19 protein-coding genes are annotated in these 20,235 nt (G+C 59.6%); 4 read left to right on the top strand and 15 right to left on the bottom strand.

Annotation, left to right across the window (positions count from 1 at the left end; all coding sequences use genetic code 11):
• Positions 1–4 precede the first annotated feature (4 nt).
• On the bottom strand, positions 5–1,912 hold the full coding sequence (gene ftsH, locus NPS58_RS07545; protein ID WP_274114783.1) for an ATP-dependent zinc metalloprotease FtsH: 1,908 nt from the start codon (positions 1,910–1,912) through the stop codon (positions 5–7).
• A 212-nt stretch (positions 1,913–2,124) separates the two neighbouring features.
• Entirely contained in the window at positions 2,125–2,748 is a 624-nt protein-coding gene (gene rlmE / locus NPS58_RS07540) for a 23S rRNA (uridine(2552)-2'-O)-methyltransferase RlmE (protein ID WP_010222974.1), read from the bottom strand.
• Between the two features lie 101 nt (positions 2,749–2,849).
• Between rlmE and yhbY the strand changes: the two genes are divergently transcribed.
• Positions 2,850–3,158 carry a ribosome assembly RNA-binding protein YhbY gene (yhbY, locus tag NPS58_RS07535; RefSeq protein ID WP_010222973.1) on the top strand — a complete coding sequence of 103 codons (309 nt, stop codon included), beginning with the start codon at positions 2,850–2,852 and terminating at the stop codon, positions 3,156–3,158.
• A gap of 12 nt (positions 3,159–3,170) precedes the next feature.
• On the opposite strand, the gene NPS58_RS07530 is transcribed toward yhbY, so the two are convergent.
• The 8 genes from NPS58_RS07530 to grpE all read right to left on the bottom strand — a co-directional run bounded on the left by NPS58_RS07530 (position 3,171) and on the right by grpE (position 13,544).
• Positions 3,171–3,566: an MFS transporter gene (locus NPS58_RS07530; RefSeq protein WP_274115376.1), complete on the bottom strand. Its 396-nt coding sequence runs from the start codon at positions 3,564–3,566 to the stop codon at positions 3,171–3,173.
• Positions 3,567–3,594: 28 nt separating this feature from the next.
• The gene (greA, locus tag NPS58_RS07525) at positions 3,595–4,077 is read right to left on the bottom strand and encodes a transcription elongation factor GreA (RefSeq protein WP_084167971.1); all 483 of its coding nucleotides are present in this window, start codon (positions 4,075–4,077) and stop codon (positions 3,595–3,597) included.
• Complete coding sequence (gene carB, locus NPS58_RS07520; RefSeq protein WP_274114779.1) at positions 4,074–7,295, bottom strand: carbamoyl-phosphate synthase large subunit; 3,222 nt, start codon at positions 7,293–7,295, stop codon at positions 4,074–4,076. The genes greA and carB overlap by 4 nt, the downstream gene beginning before the upstream one ends.
• Before the next feature lie 106 nt (positions 7,296–7,401).
• Entirely contained in the window at positions 7,402–8,538 is a 1,137-nt protein-coding gene (carA, locus tag NPS58_RS07515; RefSeq protein WP_274114777.1) for a glutamine-hydrolyzing carbamoyl-phosphate synthase small subunit, read from the bottom strand.
• 282 nt (positions 8,539–8,820) lie between these two features.
• Positions 8,821–9,624 carry a 4-hydroxy-tetrahydrodipicolinate reductase gene (gene dapB, locus NPS58_RS07510; RefSeq protein WP_274114775.1) on the bottom strand — a complete coding sequence of 268 codons (804 nt, stop codon included), beginning with the start codon at positions 9,622–9,624 and terminating at the stop codon, positions 8,821–8,823.
• A gap of 13 nt (positions 9,625–9,637) precedes the next feature.
• The gene (gene dnaJ, locus NPS58_RS07505; RefSeq protein WP_274114773.1) at positions 9,638–10,762 is read right to left on the bottom strand and encodes a molecular chaperone DnaJ; all 1,125 of its coding nucleotides are present in this window, start codon (positions 10,760–10,762) and stop codon (positions 9,638–9,640) included.
• A 209-nt stretch (positions 10,763–10,971) separates the two neighbouring features.
• Positions 10,972–12,888 carry a molecular chaperone DnaK gene (gene dnaK, locus NPS58_RS07500; protein WP_136474431.1) on the bottom strand — a complete coding sequence of 639 codons (1,917 nt, stop codon included), beginning with the start codon at positions 12,886–12,888 and terminating at the stop codon, positions 10,972–10,974.
• Between the two features lie 101 nt (positions 12,889–12,989).
• Positions 12,990–13,544 carry a nucleotide exchange factor GrpE gene (gene grpE / locus NPS58_RS07495; RefSeq protein ID WP_274114769.1) on the bottom strand — a complete coding sequence of 185 codons (555 nt, stop codon included), beginning with the start codon at positions 13,542–13,544 and terminating at the stop codon, positions 12,990–12,992.
• 230 nt (positions 13,545–13,774) lie between these two features.
• Between grpE and recN the strand changes: the two genes are divergently transcribed.
• On the top strand, positions 13,775–15,448 hold the full coding sequence (recN, locus tag NPS58_RS07490; RefSeq protein WP_274114767.1) for a DNA repair protein RecN: 1,674 nt from the start codon (positions 13,775–13,777) through the stop codon (positions 15,446–15,448).
• A 69-nt stretch (positions 15,449–15,517) separates the two neighbouring features.
• On the opposite strand, the gene fur is transcribed toward recN, so the two are convergent.
• Positions 15,518–15,922: a ferric iron uptake transcriptional regulator gene (fur, locus tag NPS58_RS07485; RefSeq protein ID WP_028944541.1), complete on the bottom strand. Its 405-nt coding sequence runs from the start codon at positions 15,920–15,922 to the stop codon at positions 15,518–15,520.
• 97 nt (positions 15,923–16,019) lie between these two features.
• Between fur and NPS58_RS07480 the strand changes: the two genes are divergently transcribed.
• On the top strand, positions 16,020–16,559 hold the full coding sequence (locus tag NPS58_RS07480) for an outer membrane protein assembly factor BamE (protein ID WP_274114765.1): 540 nt from the start codon (positions 16,020–16,022) through the stop codon (positions 16,557–16,559).
• 60 nt (positions 16,560–16,619) lie between these two features.
• Here the strand turns inward: NPS58_RS07480 and NPS58_RS07475 are convergent, their stop codons facing one another.
• Genes NPS58_RS07475 through NPS58_RS07465 form a run of 3 tightly spaced genes read right to left on the bottom strand, consistent with a single transcriptional unit; the run spans position 16,620 to position 18,772 of the window.
• A complete protein-coding gene (locus NPS58_RS07475; RefSeq protein ID WP_274115375.1) occupies positions 16,620–16,925 on the bottom strand; it encodes an RnfH family protein in 306 nt (101 codons plus the stop codon).
• Position 16,926: 1 nt separating this feature from the next.
• Positions 16,927–17,361, bottom strand: a complete 435-nt coding sequence (locus NPS58_RS07470) for a type II toxin-antitoxin system RatA family toxin (RefSeq protein ID WP_274114763.1) — start codon at positions 17,359–17,361, stop codon at positions 16,927–16,929.
• Between the two features lie 7 nt (positions 17,362–17,368).
• Complete coding sequence (locus NPS58_RS07465) at positions 17,369–18,772, bottom strand: sodium-dependent transporter (protein WP_274114761.1); 1,404 nt, start codon at positions 18,770–18,772, stop codon at positions 17,369–17,371.
• A gap of 116 nt (positions 18,773–18,888) precedes the next feature.
• Here NPS58_RS07465 and smpB point away from each other — a divergent pair, with 116 nt between their 5' ends.
• Complete coding sequence (gene smpB, locus NPS58_RS07460; RefSeq protein WP_028944546.1) at positions 18,889–19,371, top strand: SsrA-binding protein SmpB; 483 nt, start codon at positions 18,889–18,891, stop codon at positions 19,369–19,371.
• Positions 19,372–19,429: 58 nt separating this feature from the next.
• Here smpB and NPS58_RS07455 read toward each other — a convergent pair whose 3' ends face one another.
• Positions 19,430–20,197, bottom strand: coding sequence for an FCD domain-containing protein (locus NPS58_RS07455; protein ID WP_274114759.1), 768 nt, complete (start codon positions 20,195–20,197; stop codon positions 19,430–19,432).
• Between the last annotated feature and the right edge of the window lie 38 nt (positions 20,198–20,235).

Raw genomic sequence — 20,235 nt, 5'->3', positions numbered from 1 at the left:
GCCCTTAGACTTGAGCCGCTGGACCGCCGATCGGTGACTCTGGACGGTCACCCTGCTGCGCAGTGGTACCCGGAGTGCCCGACCCACCTTCCCAGTCTCGCGGCTCGCGCGGGGTGCGACCCGCCATGATGTCGTCAATCTGCTCGGCATCGATGGTTTCGTACTTCATCAGCGCATCGGCCATGGCGTCGAGCTTGTCGCGGTGCTCCGTGAGGATCTGCTTGGCGGTGGCGTAGCACTGATCAATGATGCTGCGCACTTCGGAGTCGATCAGCTTGGCTGTCTCACCGGAGACACTGGCGTGCTGGGAGCCTGCACTGCGCCCCAGGAAAACCTCGCCTTCTTCTTCGGCGTACATCAGCGGGCCGAGCTTCTCGGAAAGGCCCCACTTGGTCACCATGTTCCGGGCAATCTGACTGGCACGCATGATGTCATTGGATGCCCCGGTGGTAACACCATCGAAGCCCAGGGTCATTTCCTCGGCGATACGGCCGCCATACAGCGAACAGATCTGGCTGATCAATGCGCGCTTGGACAGGCTGTAACGGTCCTCTTCGGGCAGGAACATCGTGACACCCAGCGCACGCCCACGAGGAATGATCGAAACCTTGTAGACCGGATCGTGCTCAGGCACCACGCGCCCAACAATCGCGTGACCGGCTTCGTGATAGGCCGTGTTCCGCTTCTCTTTCTCGGACATGACCATGGTCTTGCGCTCGGCGCCCATCATGATCTTGTCTTTGGCGAGCTCGAATTCCTTCATTTCGACCACGCGCTTGCCACCACGAGCAGCGAACAGCGAGGCCTCGTTGACCAGGTTGGCCAGGTCCGCACCGGAGAAACCAGGGGTACCACGGGCAATGACCGCAGGATTGACGTTTTCGCCAATCGGTACCTTGCGCATGTGGACCTTGAGAATCTGCTCACGGCCACGGATATCCGGCAGACCCACCACGACCTGGCGGTCGAAACGACCTGGACGCAGCAGTGCAGGGTCGAGTACGTCAGGACGGTTGGTTGCTGCGATGACAATAATGCCATCGTTCATTTCAAAGCCGTCCATCTCTACCAGCAACTGGTTGAGGGTCTGCTCGCGCTCATCGTGGCCACCGCCCATGCCGGCGCCACGATGGCGGCCAACGGCGTCGATTTCGTCGATGAAGATGATGCACGGCGCATGCTTCTTCGCCTGTTCGAACATGTCACGAACGCGACTAGCGCCCACGCCCACGAACATTTCAACGAAGTCGGAGCCGGAGATGGTGAAGAACGGCACCTTGGCCTCACCCGCAATGGCCTTGGCCAGCAAGGTCTTACCGGTACCTGGCGGGCCGACCATCAGCACACCGCGAGGAATACGGCCGCCCAGGCGCTGGAACTTGCCTGGATCACGCAGGAATTCAACCAGTTCACCCACTTCTTCCTTGGCTTCGTCACAGCCTGCGACGTCGGCCAGGGTGGTCTTGACCTGGTCTTCGGACAGCAGGCGCGCCTTGCTCTTGCCGAAGCTCATTGGCCCGCCTTTACCACCTGCACCGCCTTGCATCTGGCGCATGAAGAACATGAACACGGCAATGATGACCAGGATCGGGAAGCTGGCGACCAGCAGTTGGGTCCAGATGGACTGTTGCTCAGGCTGCTTGCCTTCGACCACGACATGGTTGTCGACCAGATCGCCGATCAGGCCGTTGTCCTGAATGGCCGGACGGATGGTCTTGAAGCTGTCGCCATCGGTGCGCTTGCCGGTAATGACATAGCCATCGACCGCAACGCGCTCGACCTTGCCATCCTTGACCTGCTGAATGAAGTCGGAATAGTTGAGGGTCTGCGGCTCATTCGGGCTGGAGAAGTTGTTCATCACTGTCACCAGGACAGCAGCGATGATCAACCACAGGATCAAGTTCTTTGCCATATCGTTCAATTAGCTACCCTCTGAAGCCGGCTGACGGCGCAACCGTGCCTCGCATGATATTCACCGGCTTAACTTACTACATAACCTACACAACTGCAGGCGCCGTCTGTAACCCTTTGTGAAACCTAGACTACACGAAGTTCATCCAGGTCAGGCAGGATAGCCGATTGGAAAAAGCTATCGGACACCCTGAAAGCTGCCGGCCTGACGCCCTACTCGCCGCGATAACCCCTCGCCAGCAAGTATTGTTCGCGAGAGCGATCCCGCGAAGAATCAGGCTTGAGCATCTGGACCTTGTCGAATTTCTGACGAGCGTCCTTCAGGTATACGTCAAACCCTTCGCCCTGGAAAATCTTGATCAGGAAATCGCCACCCGGCTTGAGCACACGGGTCGCAAGATCCAGGGCCAGTTCGCACAGGAACATGGCCTTGGGGATATCCACGGCAGGCGTACCACTCATATTGGGGGCCATATCGGAAATCACAAGGTCTACGTGCGAATTACCTACCGCCTCCAGGATCTGGGCCAGTACTTCATCCTGGGTGAAGTCGCCCTGGATAAAAGTGACATCCGGGATACTGTCCATTTCCAGGATGTCCGATGCAATCAGCCGTCCCTGGCCGCCGATCAGACGACTGGTCACCTGCGACCATCCACCCGGCGCCGCGCCCAGGTCGACTACGCTCATGCCCGGGCGAATGATCCGGTACTTTTCCTGGATTTCCAGCAATTTGTAGCTCGCACGTGAGCGATAACCATCCTTTTGCGCCTTTTTGACGTAAGGATCGTTGAAATGTTCTTTCAGCCAGCCAAGGCTTGTCTTGGAACGCGCCATTGGGCACCTCGAATCATAAGGGTCGTGATTAACTGGGCGGATCCACGGGCCCTCGGGTAAAATGGCCGCCATTTTTACAGAATCAGACGAAGGGTCAGATTATGCCGCTCAATAACGAGCAGAAGAAACAGTACAAATCCATTGGCCACGATCTGAAACCAGTTCTTATTGTGGCAGGCAATGGCTTGACTGAAGGGGTTATCGCCGAACTCGAACGCGCCCTGGTCGATCACGAACTGATCAAGGTCGAGATTCGCTCGGAAGATCGTGAAGAACGTGCCGCTGCAATCGCCGCACTCTGCAAGGCCGGTCGCGCCGAACTGGTACAGACCATCGGGAAAAAGGCGTTGATCTATCGCCGCAACCCACAACCGAACAAGCAACTCTCGAACATCCATCGCTACAAGTGATGTTCGCTGCGGTCAGTGGCGCGCCTTGCGCGCCCTGCCCGGTACCGGCTGCATGACCAGCAGCAAGCCGGTCAAGCCCAAAACCAGATAACAGAACAACTGCCAGCGCAATTCCTGAGGCAATCCCACGCGCAAGGCGAAATACGCCACACACGCCAGCATCACCATCAGCAGCAATTGCCCTCGCATATCCCGCCACAGGCTGGCCAGCCCCTGAGCCTGAACCAGCACCATCACCTGCACCCCTGCGCAAAATGCCGCAAAGGCAACCAGTAACGAGGCCATCAGGCTGCCAATGTCCTCGATCAGCAGCGGCGCCAGGCCAACCTTGCCCAACGCCGGAAGCAAACCGAAATGCAACATCCACAGGCCGCCTACCCAGAACACCTGGGTAAGCTGCCAGATCACCGGGGCCGCAGCAAAGCTGCGGCGGCCGTCAGATGTGTTTGACTTCGACAATCTCGTACTCGACCGTACCGCTTGGCGTCTTGATCACCACGGTATCTCCCTCTTCCTTGCCAATGATGGCACGGGCGATCGGAGCACCGACCGAGAGCTTGCCCTGCTTGACGTCCGCCTCGTCCTCACCAACGATCTGGTAGGTCACCTGGTCGCCGGTCTCGGTGTTTTCCAGGTCTACGGTGGTGCCGAAGATCACCTTGCCGGTATGGGCAATGGTGGTGACATCGATCACTACCGAGTTCTGCAGGCGACCTTCGATATCGCGGATACGCGCTTCGACCATACCCTGCTCTTCACGGGCAGCGTGGTACTCGGCGTTTTCCTTGAGGTCGCCCAGCTCGCGGGCTTCACCAATGGCCTGACTCAAGCGCGGACGCTCGGTCTTGCTCAGGAAAAGGTGCTCTTCCTCCAGGGCGCGAGCGCCCTGGACGGTCATCGGGTACTTGGTAATGCTCATACGTTGAGTCCTGCATGCAGATCCTGCAAGCGGCGTACGGTCTTTTCCGGACCGAACTTCAGCGCTTCGCAGATGGCTTCACCGGCCGCAATGGTCGTGGTGCAGTAGATCTTGTGCTGCAACGCATTGCGACGAATCGAGTAAGAGTCAGCGATCGACTGACGACCTTCGGTGGTGTTGATGATCAGCGACACTTCGTCGTTCTTGATCATGTCGACCACGTGCGGACGACCTTCGGTCACCTTGTTCACGCGACGCACTTTCAGGCCAGCCGCTTCGATGACCTTGGCGGTACCGACAGTGGCAACCACTTCGAAGCCCAGGGAGATCAGGTCGCGGGCAACGCCGGCCACTTGTGGCTTGTCGTCATCACGAACACTGATGAACGCAGTACCGCCGGTCGGCAGCACTTCGCTGGCACCCATCTGGGCCTTTGCAAACGCTTCGCCGAAGCTGTCGCCCACACCCATGACTTCACCGGTGGATTTCATCTCAGGGCCGAGGATCGGGTCAACACCCGGGAACTTGGCGAACGGGAACACCGCCTCCTTGACGCTGTAGAAGTTAGGAATGATTTCCTTGGTGAAACCGATTTCCTTCAGCGACTTACCGGCCATCACGCGAGCAGCGATCATCGCCAGCGAAGTGCCGATGCACTTGGAGACGAACGGCACGGTGCGCGAGGCGCGCGGGTTGACTTCGATCACGTAGATCTTGTCGCCCTGCAGGGCCAGCTGAACGTTCATCAGGCCGACAACACCGAGCTCCAGGGCCATCTTCTTGACCTGTTCGCGGACTTCGTCCTGAACATGGGCTGGCAACGAGTATGGTGGCAGCGAGCACGCCGAGTCACCGGAGTGAACACCGGCCTGCTCGATGTGTTGCATGATTGCGCCGATGACAACGTCGGTACCGTCACACACCGCATCCACGTCCATCTCGATGGCGCAGTTGAGGAAGTGGTCCAGCAGTACCGGGCTGTCGTTGGACACTTGTACGGCTTCACGCAGGTAGCGCTTGAGCTCGTCCAGTTCGTAGACGATTTCCATCGCACGGCCGCCCAGTACGTAGGACGGACGCACCACCAGCGGGTAACCGATGACGCCGGCAGCACGAATGGCTTCGTCTTCGCTGCGCACGGTGGCGTTTGGCGGCTGCAGCAGGTTCAGGCGCTGAACCATGTGCTGGAAACGCTCGCGGTCTTCGGCACGGTCGATAGCGTCAGGGCTGGTACCGATGATCGGCACGCCGGCCTCTTCAAGGGCGCGAGCCAGTTTCAGCGGGGTCTGGCCGCCGTAGTGGACGATCACGCCTTTCGGCTTCTCGACACGCACTACTTCCAGCACGTCTTCCAGGGTCAGCGGCTCGAAGTACAGACGGTCGGAAGTGTCGTAGTCGGTGGAGACGGTTTCCGGGTTGCAGTTGACCATGATGGTCTCGTAACCGTCTTCGCGCAGCGCCAGAGCGGCGTGTACGCAGCAGTAGTCGAACTCGATGCCTTGGCCAATACGGTTCGGACCGCCACCCAGGATCATGATCTTGTCGCGGGTCGACGGGTTTGCCTCGCACTCTTCCTCGTAGGTCGAATACAGGTAGGCGGTGTCGGTGGCGAACTCGGCAGCGCAAGTGTCGACGCGCTTGTAGACCGGGAACACTTCGAGCTTGTGGCGATGACGACGCAGGTTCTTGTCGGTAATGCCCAACAGCTTGGCCAGACGCTGGTCGGAGAAGCCTTTGCGCTTCAGGCGCAGCATGAGGTCCTTGTCGATGGCCGACAGGGCCAAGGTCTTGACCTTCTCTTCTTCCTTGATCAGATCTTCCATCTGCACCAGGAACCAGTGGTCAATACCGGTCAGGTCGAAGATTTCGTCGCAGGTCATGCCGGCGCGCATGGCGTCAGCCACGTACCAGATACGCTCGGCGCCCGGCACGGTCAGTTCACGCTTGAGGATACTCGACGCTTCAGGGCTTGCCAGGTCGACTTTCGGGTCCAGGCCGCAAACGCCAACTTCCAGGCCGCGCAGGGCTTTCTGCAGGGACTCCTGGAAAGTACGGCCGATGGCCATGACTTCACCCACGGATTTCATCTGGGTGGTCAGGCGAGCGTCGGCTTTCGGGAATTTTTCGAAGGCAAAACGTGGCAGCTTGGTAACGACGTAGTCGATCGATGGCTCGAACGAAGCCGGGGTACGGCCGCCGGTGATGTCGTTCTGCAGTTCGTCGAGGGTGTAGCCGACCGCCAGCTTGGCGGCGATCTTGGCAATCGGGAAACCCGTCGCCTTCGAAGCCAGCGCCGAGGAACGCGACACCCGCGGGTTCATCTCGATTACAACCATACGACCGGTGTCGGGGCAGATACCGAACTGCACGTTGGAACCGCCGGTCTCGACACCGATTTCACGCAGCACCGCCAGCGAGGCGTTGCGCATGATCTGGTATTCCTTGTCGGTCAGGGTCTGTGCTGGAGCAACGGTGATCGAGTCACCGGTGTGCACACCCATCGGATCGAAGTTCTCGATCGAGCAGACGATGATGCAGTTGTCCTTTTTGTCGCGGACCACTTCCATCTCGTACTCTTTCCAGCCGATCAGCGATTCATCGATTAGCAGTTCCTTGGTTGGCGACAGGTCCAGACCACGGGCGCAGATTTCTTCGAACTCTTCACGGTTGTAAGCAATACCGCCACCGGTGCCGCCCATGGTGAAGGACGGACGAATGATGCACGGGAAGCCCAGCTTCTCGAGCACTGCGTTGGCTTCTTCCATGCTGTGGGCGATGCCCGAGCGCGGGCACTCAAGGCCGATGGCCTTCATGGCGGTATCGAAGCGCGAACGGTCTTCGGCTTTGTCGATGGTGTCGGCATTGGCGCCGATCATTTCCACGCCGAACTTTTCCAGGACGCCTTCGCGCTCCAGGTCCAGGGCGCAGTTCAGTGCAGTCTGGCCACCCATGGTTGGCAGCAGTGCATCCGGACGCTCTTTCTCGATGATCTTGGCCACTGTCTGCCATTTGATCGGCTCGATGTAAGTGGCATCGGCCATCGCCGGGTCGGTCATGATGGTGGCCGGGTTGGAGTTCACCAGGATGACGCGATAGCCTTCCTCGCGCAGGGCCTTGCAGGCCTGGGCGCCGGAGTAGTCGAATTCGCAGGCCTGGCCGATCACGATCGGGCCAGCGCCGAGAATCAGGATGCTTTTAATGTCTGTACGTTTTGGCATGGGTTGTCACTCAATTCCGCAGGTCAGTCGGCAAGCCGCATTGAACAATCGTGGGGGCGGCACCTGAACGCGGCTTGCACCGGTCCAGGGCCTTCTCGCCAGGTGCTCAGCGGCGCTTGGCCATGGCATCGATGAAACGGTCGAACAGTGGCGCGACATCGGTCGGGCCCGGACTGGCTTCAGGGTGACCCTGGAAGCTGAAGGCGCTCTTGTCGGTGCGTTCGATACCTTGCAGGGTACCGTCGAACAGCGACTTGTGGATGGCGCGAACGTTGCCTGGCAGCGTTGCTTCGTCAACCGCGAAGCCGTGGTTCTGGCTGGTGATCATGACCACACCGGTATCCAGGTCCTGGACCGGGTGGTTGGCACCGTGGTGACCATGACCCATCTTGACGGTCTTGGCGCCGGAGGCCAGGGCCAGCAGCTGGTGCCCCAGGCAGATGCCGAACACCGGGATCTCGGTTTCGAGAATGTCCTTGATCGCCTGGATCGCGTAATCGCAAGGCTCTGGATCGCCAGGGCCGTTGGACAGGAACACACCATCAGGATTGAGTGCCAGAACTTCGCTGGCCGGGGTTTGCGCCGGCACCACGGTCAGGCGGCAGCCGCGGGCAACCAGCATGCGCAGGATGTTCAGCTTGACGCCGAAATCGTAGGCCACCACGTGGTACGGCAGTTCGGCGGCGTCGATCGTCGCGTGGCTGTCGGTCTTCAGCTCCCAGACACTGGAGCGCCACTCATAGCTACTCTTGGTGCTGACGACTTTAGCCAGGTCCATGCCCTTCAGGCCCGGGAAACCGCGAGCGGCGGCAATTGCTGCCTCTTCGCTAATGTTGTCGCCAGCCAGGATGCAGCCGTTTTGTGCGCCCTTCTCACGCAGGATGCGCGTCAGGCGACGGGTGTCGATCCCGGCGATGGCAACCACGTTGTTGGCTTTGAGGTAGTCAGGCAGCGACTGCTTGTTGCGCCAGTTGCTTGCGATCAGAGGCAGGTCACGAATGACCAGACCGGCCGACCAGACGCGGTCGGATTCGGCGTCTTCCGGCGTGGTGCCGGTGTTGCCGATGTGTGGGTAAGTCAGGGTAACGATTTGCTGCGCATAGGAAGGGTCAGTCAGGATTTCCTGATAGCCGGTCATTGCGGTGTTGAACACCACCTCACCAACGGTCTGACCGTCGGCTCCAATGGCTTCACCGCGAAAAATGCTGCCATCGGCAAGGGCGAGTATGGCTGGCTTAGTCAAGAAGACCTCCCGTAAATCAAGCCTGAAGGGGCGATCGCAGGTTGCAAAAAAGCGGAATGACGTATAGACACGTCACCCCGCTTTCTTCGTCGAATTATCTGCGCGCTTTTAGTGGACACACTAAAGCTGTAGCTTACAGAAAAACGCTTTTTCGGTCTACCGCTGAAGTGCCTAGAAAACACAGGATTGCGACAGAGGGGATTGTAGGAGCGGGCTTGCCCCGCGACCTGGCCGACATACCCGCAGCCAATCGCGGGGCAAGCCCGCTCCTACATGGGGCGCTTAGCGCAGGTCTAGCACGTCCTGCATGTCGTACAGGCTCGGCTCACGCCCTTCCAGCCAGAGGGCGGCACGTACGGCACCCTTGGCGAAGGTCATGCGACTGGAGGCCTTGTGGGTGATCTCCAGGCGCTCACCCTCGGCAGCGAACAGCACGGTGTGATCACCGACCACATCACCGGCACGCACCGTGGCAAAACCAATGGTCTGACGATCACGGGCACCGGTCTGGCCCTCACGCCCATAGACCGCCACTTCCTGCAGGTTACGCCCCAGCGCCTGGGCAACAACCTCACCCATGCGCAGCGCGGTACCCGAAGGCGCATCGACCTTGTGACGATGGTGGGCTTCGATGATTTCGATGTCGACATCATCGCCCAGCACCCGTGCAGCCATGTCCAGCAGCTTCAGACTGAGGTTCACACCCACGCTGAAGTTGGCCGCGAAGACAATCGGGATTTCCTTGCCCGCCTCGGCCAGCAACTGCTTCTCTTCAACACTGAAGCCTGTGGTCCCGATGATCATGGCCTTGCCTGCCTTGCGACAGAACGCCAGGTTCTTCAGGGTTACCGAAGGATGCGTGAAGTCGATCAACACGTCGAACTCATCAACCACCTTGGCCAGGTCATCGGACAACAGCACGCCGATCCGACCCAGGGCAGCCAACTCGCCCGCATCAGCCCCGACCAACGTGCTGTCGGGACGATCAATCGCCGCCGTCAGCCCCGCACCCGGGGTTTGCTGGATAGCTTCGATCAGGGTCTTGCCCATGCGCCCTGCCGCGCCCATTACCGCTATACGTCGCATGCCCTATTCCTTCTTACAAGTCGCCGAAGAAGCGCTTCACGCCTTCAAACCAGCCATTGGCCTTGGGCGAATGGGAACTGTCACCTTCCAGCGAATCACGCAGCTCTTCAAGCAGCTCGCGCTGGCGACGACTCAGGTTGACCGGGGTCTCGACCGCGACCCGGCACATCAGGTCACCGGCTCCACCGCCGCGAACCGGCGCAACACCCTTGCCACGCAGGCGGAACTGCTTGCCGGTCTGGGTACCTTCCGGAATCTTCAGCTTGACCCGACCATCGAGGGTCGGCACTTCCAACTCACCACCCAGGGCGGCGTCGGTGTAGCTGATCGGTACTTCGCAGTACAGGTGCTTGCCATCACGCTGGAAGATCGGGTGTTCGCGTACATTGATGACAACATACAGATCACCGGTCGGACCACCGTGGGAACCTGCTTCGCCCTCACCTGAAAGACGAATGCGATCGCCGGTATCGACACCAGCCGGCACCTTGACCGAGAGCGTCTTGTACTCTTCGATGCGACCTTCGCCGTGGCAAGAGCCGCAAGGATCGGTGATGATCTTGCCCTGACCATGGCAACGCGGGCAGGTCTGCTGAACGGAGAAGAAGCCCTGCTGCATCCGCACCTGGCCAATACCACCACAGGTCGGACAGGTCGAAGGCGACGAGCCTTTCTTGGCCCCGGAACCGTCACACGGCTCACAGTTGACCAATGTCGGCACACGGATATTGACCGTGGTGCCGCGCACAGCTTCTTCAAGGTTCAGCTCAAGGGTGTAGCGCAGGTCGCTGCCACGCTGGGCACCGCCACGCGAGCCACCACGGCCACCGCCGAAGAAATCGCTGAACACATCACCGAAAATATCGGAGAAATTCGCACCGCCGAATCCGGCACCACCGCCCCCCACGCTCGGGTCGACGCCGGCATGACCATACTGGTCGTAAGCCGCACGCTTGCTGGCATCAGAGAGCACTTCGTAGGCCTCGTTGGCCTCCTTGAATTTCTCTTCCGACTCTTTGTCATCAGGATTACGGTCCGGGTGATGCTTCATCGCCAGGCGGCGATACGCCTTCTTCAGGTCCGCTTCACTGGAGCCGCGCTCAACTCCCAGAACTTCGTAATAGTCACGCTTTGCCATAAGTCTTTGCACTCTTGAGGACGTTCGGCAAACCTCTGCGCATTTCGCGCCGTGCCGCCAGCACCTGCCTCATGCCCTCCAGGAGGCACGACAGATGCCGTGAAAAATCGGGTATTCCAGACACGCCAACGCGGGAGCAAGCCCCCGCGCGGCGACATCCTACCAGCCAACCACTAGAAAGCAGTCAACCGGCCGACAACATGCAGCAATTACTTGTTGTCTTTGACTTCTTCGAACTCAGCGTCGACGACGTCGTCGTGCTTAGGTTCTTCAGCCTGCTGCGCGCCAGCTTGTGGCTGTTCGGCCTGCTGCTCGGCGTACATCTTCTGAGCAACTGGAGCCGACACTTTCGACAGCTCTTCGACCTTGGCATCGATGGCAGCCTTGTCGTCGCCTTTGATGGCGGCTTCCAGGGCAACCACGGCAGCCTCGATCGCAGTCTTCTCTTCGGCAGTGACCTTGTCACCAGCGTCAGCGACCATCTTGCGAGTCGAGTGAACCAGTGCATCACCCTGGTTACGGGCAGCGGCCAGCTCTTCGAACTTGCGGTCTTCTTCCGAGTTCGCTTCAGCGTCGCGGATCATCTGCTGAATTTCTTCATCAGACAGGCCGGAGTTGGCCTTGATCACGATCGACTGGGTCTTGCCAGTAGCCTTGTCTTTGGCGCCTACGTGCAGGATGCCGTTGGCGTCGATGTCGAAGGTTACTTCGATCTGTGGCACACCACGTGGCGCTGGTGGGATCTCGGCCAGATCGAACTTGCCCAGGGACTTGTTCTGAGCAGCCTGCTTACGCTCACCTTGCAGCACGTGAATGGTCACGGCGCTCTGGTTGTCATCTGCAGTCGAGAACACTTGCGACTTTTTGGTCGGGATAGTGGTGTTCTTCTCGATCAGCGCAGTCATCACGCCACCCATGGTTTCGATACCCAGGGTCAGCGGGCTGACGTCCAGCAGCAGTACGTCTTTCACGTCACCGGCCAGTACCGCACCCTGGATGGCAGCACCCATGGCAACAGCTTCGTCAGGGTTGACGTCCTTGCGTGCTTCTTTACCGAAGAAATCGGTAACCGCTTTTTGCACCAGCGGCATACGGGTCTGACCACCGACCAGAATCACGTCATCGATCTTGCTGACGTCGATGCCGGCATCTTTCATGGCGATACGGCATGGCTCGATGGTGCGTTGAACCAGGTCTTCTACCAGCGACTCCAGCTTGGCGCGGGAGATCTTCACGTTCAGGTGCTTAGGACCGGTGGCATCTGCAGTGATGTACGGCAGGTTGACGTCGGTCTGCTGGCTCGAGGACAGCTCGATCTTGGCCTTTTCAGCAGCTTCTTTCAGACGCTGCATGGCCAGCGGGTCACCCTTGAGGTTCATGCCGCTTTCTTTCTTGAACTCGTCGACGAGGTAGTCGATCAGGCGAATATCGAAGTCTTCACCACCGAGGAAGGTGTCACCGTTGGTGGCCAGAACTTCAAACTGGTGCTCGCCATCGACTTCGGCAATTTCGATTACCGACACGTCGAAGGTACCGCCACCCAGGTCATAAACGATCACGGTGTGATCGCCCTTGGCCTTGTCCATACCGTAAGCCAGAGCAGCTGCGGTTGGCTCGTTGATGATACGTTTTACGTCCAGACCGGCGATGCGACCGGCATCCTTGGTGGCCTGGCGCTGGCTGTCGTTGAAGTAGGCCGGAACGGTAATGACCGCTTCGGTGACAGGCTCACCGAGATAGTCTTCGGCGGTCTTCTTCATTTTCTTCAGGATTTCAGCCGAAATCTGAGGCGGTGCCATTTTCTGGCCGTTCACTTCCACCCAGGCGTCGTTATTGTCGGCCTTGACGATTTTGTACGGAACCATCTGGATGTCTTTCTGCACGACATCTTCGTCGAAACGACGACCGATCAGACGCTTGACCGCATACAGGGTGTTGTGCGGGTTGGTAACGGCCTGACGCTTGGCCGACTGACCAACCAGGATCTCGCCATCGTTGGCGTAAGCGATGATCGACGGCGTGGTACGCGCGCCTTCAGCGTTTTCAATAACCTTGACGTTGCCGTTTTCCAGAATGGAGACGCAGGAGTTGGTGGTCCCCAGGTCGATACCGATGATTTTGCCCATGTTAACTCTCCCGAAACTTGAATTTTGTTGCCGCAGCAGTGGTGGCTAACTGCGGTAATACTTGAATGCTTGACACCTAAATGGGGGCGCCCGAAACGATTTCAAGCCTGCTCGTCAATCGACGGCGAAACCACTGCAGGGGCCTTGCTGACCACGACCATGGCAGGGCGCAGCAGGCGACCATTGAGCTGATAGCCCTTCTGGAACACCTTGAGCACGCTGTTGGGCTCGACCTCGGCACTTTCCTGCATGGCCATCGCCTGATGGTGCTCGGCATTGAAAGGTTCGCCGTGCGGATCAATTGCTTCCAGGTTGTAGCGCTTGAGGGTGTCGTGGAACATTTTCAGGGTCAGCTCGATACCTTCGCGCATCGGACGGATGCTTTCGTCCTCGGCACTGGACAGTTCCAGACCGCGCTCCAGGCTATCGATGACCGGCAGCAGGTCACCGGCGAATTTTTCCAGGGCGAACTTATGTGCCTTCTCGACATCCTGTTCGGCGCGGCGGCGCACGTTCTGAAGGTCGGCAGCGGTGCGCAGGGATTGATCCTGGGCCGCCGCCAGCTGCTCTTCGAGCACCTGCACGCGGGCGCTCAGCTCTTGTGCGCCAGTGGCCTCGGCGTTCAGATTCTGTTCATCCAGCTGTTCGTCAGCCATAAAATCTCTCCTCTCGAATAGTGTCAGCGAGCTGTACTCGCGCTTCTGCCGGCTATATGGGGTCGTAAAACCCAGGTTCAAGGGCCAAAGAACATGGCAGACCATTTCGCTCATAACCCATCGCACTCAAAACGGCGCCATGACAACCAAATCGAGCTAAGTGCGCCCATTGTCAGCGAATCTAAAAACACTGTATAAATAACCAGACTTAACGCCTGGGAGCCGCCCCAATGCTGGTGCACCTGTCCGTACATAACTACGCCATCGTCGAACACCTGGACCTCGAGCTCGCCCGCGGGATGAGTGTGATCACCGGTGAAACCGGGGCCGGCAAATCGATCATGCTCGATGCCCTGGGCCTGACCCTGGGTGATCGTGCCGACAGCGGCGTTGTGCGCCCCGGCGCCGACAAGGCGGACATCCTCGCCACCTTCGACCTCGCGGACATTCCCGAAGCCCGCGCCTGGCTGGCGGAGCGCGACCTGGACAACGACGGCCCGTGCATCCTGCGTCGGGTAATCACCGCCGAGGGGCGCAGCCGCGGCTACATCAATGGCACGCCCTGCCCGCTCGGCGATCTCAAGGCCCTGGGCGAGCTGCTGATCGACATCCATAGCCAGCATGAACATCAATCATTACTGAAAGCCGACACCCATCGTCGTCTGCTCGACGAGTACGCAGGCGCTACAGACCTGGCGCGCCAGGTCCAGCTGGCAGCCCAGCGATGGCGGCAAACCCGACAAGAACTGGAGCGGCTGTCCAACTCCGGCGACGAACAACGCGCGCAGCATCAACTGCTCAGCTACCAGCTCGAAGAGCTCGACAACCTGGGCCTGGGCGAGAATGAGTTGGAACAACTGGAGCAGGAGCACAAGAACCTGACCAATGTCGAGGCCTTGTTCGGCATTTGCCGCCAGGTCATCGACCACTGCAGCGAGAACGATTCAGGCAACGTGCTCAACGCCCTCACCGCCAGCCTCAATCGGTTGACGGCGGTGCAGAACGCACCCAAGGCGCTGGACGAGGCCGCCACCATGATCGCCAGTGCGCAGATCCAGGTTGAAGAAGCGGTCGGCGAGCTCAATCGCTTCCTGGATAACTTCGATGCCGACCCTGCTCGCCTTCAACAACTCGAAGAACGCCTCGACAGCATCTATACCCTGGCCCGCAAGCACCGGGTACATCCGACCGAGCTGGCCAACCTCCAGCAACGGCTGATGGAAGAGCTCGAAAGCCTTAACGCCAATGACGAATCCATCGAGCGCCTGGGTGACGAGCTCGCCGCTTTTGCCCGCCACTACCAGGAAAAGGCTGGCGAACTGAGCGCCTTGCGCTGCCAGGCCGCCAGCCAGCTGGCCAATGCGGTGGAGCAGGAAATTCAGCGCCTGGGCATGCCCGGCGGGCGCTTCAGCATCGAACTGCACAGCAACACCAGTGACGACCTCTCACCCCATGGTCGCGAGCAGGTGGAACTCCTGGTCAGCGCCAACCCCGGCCAACCGCTCAAGGCCCTGGCCAAAGTCGCCTCCGGGGGCGAGCTTTCACGGATCAGCCTGGCGATCCAGGTGATCACAGCACAAACCTCGCGCATCCCCACCCTGGTGTTCGATGAAGTGGATGTGGGTATCGGCGGCCCGACGGCAGAGATTGTCGGCCAGTTGCTGCGTCGCCTCGGCGAGCGCGGCCAGGTACTGACCGTGACTCACCTGCCGCAAGTTGCAGCGCAGGGTCACCATCACCTGTTCGTACACAAGGTACGCAACAGCGACGCCACCCACACCGCCGTGGCCAGTCTGGGCAAGCGTGAGCGGGTCGAAGAAGTGGCGCGAATGCTCGGCGGTATCGACCTGACCAAGGAGTCCCTGGCCCACGCCCGCAAGATGGTGGTCACCAGCAAGGCCTGATGCCTCATCCCAGAAAGTACAAAGGCGACCCCAGGGTCGCCTTTGATGCTGTGCAACAAGAACTGTTGCTTACTTTTTCTTGCGCACGTACAGGACCAGATTGTGGTCAACCAGTTCGAAACCGTGCTCGGCAACGATTTCCTTCTGGCGCTTTTCAATCTCGCTGTCGAAGAACTCGATAACCTCGCCCGACTCCACGTTGACCATATGGTCGTGGTGGCCACCATCGGCCAATTCGAACACGGCATGACCGCCGTCGAAGTTATGGCGCACAACCAGGCCAGCAGCTTCGAACTGGGTCAGAACACGGTAGACCGTGGCCAGACCGACGTCCTCGCCTGCCTCCATCAGCGCCTTGTAGACATCTTCAGCACTCATGTGACGCTGCTCGGTAGAGTCGAGCATCTGTAGAATCTTCACTCGAGGCAGTGTCACCTTGAGACCGGCTTTGCGCAGTTCGCTATTTTCAACCATGGTCAGCTTTCTCGCCGATGCTGCTTCGCAGCTTCTCTGAATACGGGTATGATCGGGGTTTACGTTGTCCAGCCAAGATAGTGGAAGTCGCCCACCGATGCAAAACACCAAGCTCTTGCTAACCAGCCTCACCTTCGTGGGACTGCTCGCACTCGCCGGTTGCTCGTTCCCCGGGGTTTACAAAATCGACATCCAGCAGGGCAATGTCGTCACGCAAGACATGATAGACCAATTGCGCCCCGGAATGACCCGTCGGCAAGTAAGGTTTATCATGGGCAACCCGCTGATCCAGGACACCTTCCACACCAACCGTTGGGATTACCTGTACAGCCTGCAGCCTGGTGGCGGCCAACGCCAACAAGAGCGCATGAGCATTTTCTTCAACGAGAGCGACCAACTGGTCAGCCTGTCCGGCGACTTCATGCCAGGTGTGAGCCGCGACCAGGAAATCCTCGGCGGCAGCGGCGACACCAGCGTCACTCCAGTCCAGCCAGGCACCGCCACCGAGCCCGCTGAACAGGTCAAGGAAACCCCGGCCAAGCCAGGTTCCCTGGAAGAGAAGATCCAGCGCGAAGTCGATACCATCGAGACCATCCCGGTACCGACCCCAGCCCCACTGGAAACCTCGCCACAGTAAATACTGCTGGCAAACAAAAGCCCGGACATTCCGGGCTTTTTTGTACCTGTAATTTGCGCGCTACCGCTTCGCCTTCTTGAACACCCGCGCCACCTTGTCAGCGCGCTGCTTGCGCACTTCCTTAGGGTCGATCAACAACGGCCTGTACAGCTCGATCCGATCCCCCTCGGTCACCGACTGCTGCGCAGCGTCACTGACAACCTTCCCGAAGATGCCCAGTGGGCAAGCCTCTACATCCAGCCCTGGCACTTGTGCTGCAATCCCCGACAAGCGCACGGCCTCACGCAACGAGGTGCCCTTGGGCACCTCCACTGTCAGCAGCCACTGCTGTTCAGCAGTGGCATACGCCACTTCAACCTGCAGCATGTCAGCCATTGAACTGCTTTGCCCGTTGGCAGAAGGCATCGACCAGGGTGTTGGCAGCCTGGTTGAACAATGGCCCCAGAGTTGCCCGCACCAATGGCCCGGCGTAATCGAAGGACAGGTCCAGGCTGATCTTGCAGGCCTTCTCACCCAACGGCTTGAAGACCCACAGGCCATGCAGCTGATTGAACGGCCCCTCTTCCAGGTTCATCTCGATGGACTGCCCGGGCACCAGTACATTACGGGTGACAAACTTCTGGCTCATACCGCCCTTGGCCACTTCCAGGCTGGCACGCATCAGCGTGTCACTGACCTCCAGCACGGTGCTGGATGAGCACCAGGGCAGGAACTCCGGATACCGCGCAACATCGTTGACCAGGTCGTACAGCGCCTGGGCGGGATAAGGCAGCAGGGCCGAACGTTGAATATGGGTAGTCATCCAGGTGTCACTTCCAAAGCTGAGCGGCAAACACAACCAGAATGCCGAGGGGCGCCACATAGCGCATCAAGAAGAAGGTCAGAGCAAACAGCAGCGGGCTGCGCATGGCTAACTCATCGCGCACCGCCTCACGCCCCATGATCCAACCTGCGAATACCACAAAGCACAATCCACCCAGCGGCAGCATGATTCTGGAGGTGAAGAAGTCGATCACCCCAAAGAAATCCAGCCCGCCAGTCGCTCCCCACTGATAGAGCTGAAAACCGCTGTCGTCGTTCACGAAAAAGCGCGCCTGCTGCCAGATGTTGAACGAAAACACCGTCCCCAACCCTACCAGCCAGCAACTGAACGCCAGCCAGGTGGTGATCCAGCCACGCCGCACGCCAGTGCGCTCCACCAGGTAGGCCACCATCGGTTCGAGCAAGGAAATCGCCGAACTCCAGGCTGCGACGGCCACTAGAACAAAGAATACGACGCCCATCAACTGGCCAAACGCCACATTGCCGAAGGCAAAAGGCAAGGCAACGAACATCAGGCCCGGGCCCTCGCTTGGATTCAGGCCGGCGGCGAACACGATCGGAAACAGCGCCATGCCGGCCAGCAGCGAGACAAAGGTATCGAGCAGGGCGACGGCGACAATGGTGCCACCGATGGAGGACTGCTTAGGCATGTACGCGCCGTAGATCAACAACGAGCCCACACCGACACTCAGGGAGAAAAACGCATGCCCCATGGCCGGCAACAAACCGTCGAGCAGGCGCGAGGTATCGAAGTCGAACATGAAGTGCAGGCCCTGCATAAAGTGCCCGGTGGTCAGGCTGTAGCCCAACAGGATCACCAGCAGCAGGAACAGCAGCGGCATCATGATGCGCAGGCTTTTCTCCAGCCCCGCCACCACGCCTCGGGCAATCACCAGTGCCGACAGCAGCATGAACAGGCTGTGCCACAGCACCAGGCGCCAGGGGTCGCTGATCACGCCATTGAAGTAGCCGCCGACCTGATCGGCCGTCACACCCTGGAAGTCACCCCGCCCCATATTGATGATGTAATCGAACGACCAGCCCCCGACCACGCTGTAGAACGATAGGATCAACAGCGCCGTGACCATCCCGGCGAAGGCCCACCACGACCACCGCGGCGAATGCCCCGCCCCCACCGCAAGCTCGCGCAGGGCGTTGGCCGGGCTTTGCCGGGTGCGCCGGCCGATCAGGGTCTCGGCGAGCATCACCGGGATACCGATCAGGGCGATGCAGGCCAGGAACACCAGGACAAAGGCGCCGCCGCCATAGACGCCGACCATGTAGGGGAATTTCCAGATACTTCCCAACCCCACCGCAGCACCGGTGGCCGCCAGCACGAATACCCAGCGACTGGCCCAGCCACCATGGACAGAAACCTTGTCCGTCGACATCAACACGCTCAACTGTGGAAAAAAAGAGCGCGCATTGTCCGGGATTCACTCCAAGGCCTCAAGCTCACTGCTACCCCGTAGCCGACAGCGCGACGACTGCCTATAATGCCGCCCCTATGGCTAAACAAAAGAAACATCCGACAGGGACAATCGCGCAGAACAAAAAGGCGCGTCACGATTACTTCATCGAACACAAGTTCGAGGCCGGATTGGTCCTGTCCGGTTGGGAAGTAAAAAGTCTGCGTGCCGGCAAGGCGCACCTGACCGACAGTTACGTGGTGCTCAAGGATGGCGAGGCCTGGCTGATGGGCAGCCATATCACGCCACTGACCGCCGCCAGTACTCACGTCATCGCCGACCCGACACGTACCCGCAAACTGCTGCTCAACCGTCGAGAGCTGGAGCGACTGCATGCGGCCGTCCAGCAGAAGGGCTACACCTGCGTGGCCTTGTCGATCTACTGGAGCAAGCACCTGATCAAGTGCGAAATCGCACTGGGCAAGGGCAAGAAGGAATACGACAAGCGCGATACCCAGCGCGAGCGCGATTCCGATCGCGAGCTGCAGCGCGCAGTTCGCAACAAGGGCAAGGAAGACTGAATATCACGGGGCAAGCCCACTCCTACGGCAGGAGCGGGCTTGCCCCGCGATTCATAGGTCAATGTCCGCTACGCCGCTCCGCCCGCGCCACCCGCTGAACCTCCTGACGCACCTCATCGAGCACTTCCTGCACATACAGAATGTGTCGGCTGGAGATTTCGCGCGCGTCATCGGCGCGCCCCTCGACAATCGCCAGGTACAGGTCACGGTGCTGACCGATCAACATGTCGCGGGTTTCGGAGCGCTGCTTGTACATGCCGCCGATATTGGTCACCACGTTGCGCTTGAGCAGGTCGAACAGGCCGCGGATGGTATGGAGCAACACTGCGTTGTGACTGGCCTCGGCAATGGCCAGGTGAAAGCTTGCATCGGCCGCCCCTTCCTCTGCCCTACTGACTTCATCGTGACGGGTGTAGCAGTCTTGCAGGACATCGAAGGCGGCCTTCAGGCGCTGGCGGTCGGGCTCTGTCGCACGGGCCGCCGCGTAGTAGGCACACGATGCCTCCAGCGTATGCCGGAACTCCAGCAGGTCGCGCTGGGCTTCAGGGTTGCTTTCCAGCAGTTGCAGCAAGGGGTCGCTGAAGGTCGTGCCCAGTGATTCGGCCACGTAGTTGCCGCCGCCCTGGCGACTGACCAGCAACCCCTTGGCCACCAGCTTCTGGATTGCTTCACGCAGTGACGGTCGCGACACCCCGAACTGTTCCGACAATGTTCGTTCGGCAGGCAGCCGCTGGCCAGCCGTCAAGGTGCCTTCAAGAATCATCCCCTCAAGCCGTTCGACAATATCGTCGGACAAACGGCGTTGGCGGACCTGATCAAAAACCATCACATGCTCTCCACAATCCCGAGTGCGTTCGGGGCTGT

The organism is Pseudomonas putida (assembly GCF_028682455.1).
Taxonomy (GTDB): domain Bacteria; phylum Pseudomonadota; class Gammaproteobacteria; order Pseudomonadales; family Pseudomonadaceae; genus Aquipseudomonas; species Aquipseudomonas putida_AA.
Note: the sequence above shows the minus strand (reverse complement) of the source record. Positions and strands in the feature narration are given on the sequence as shown.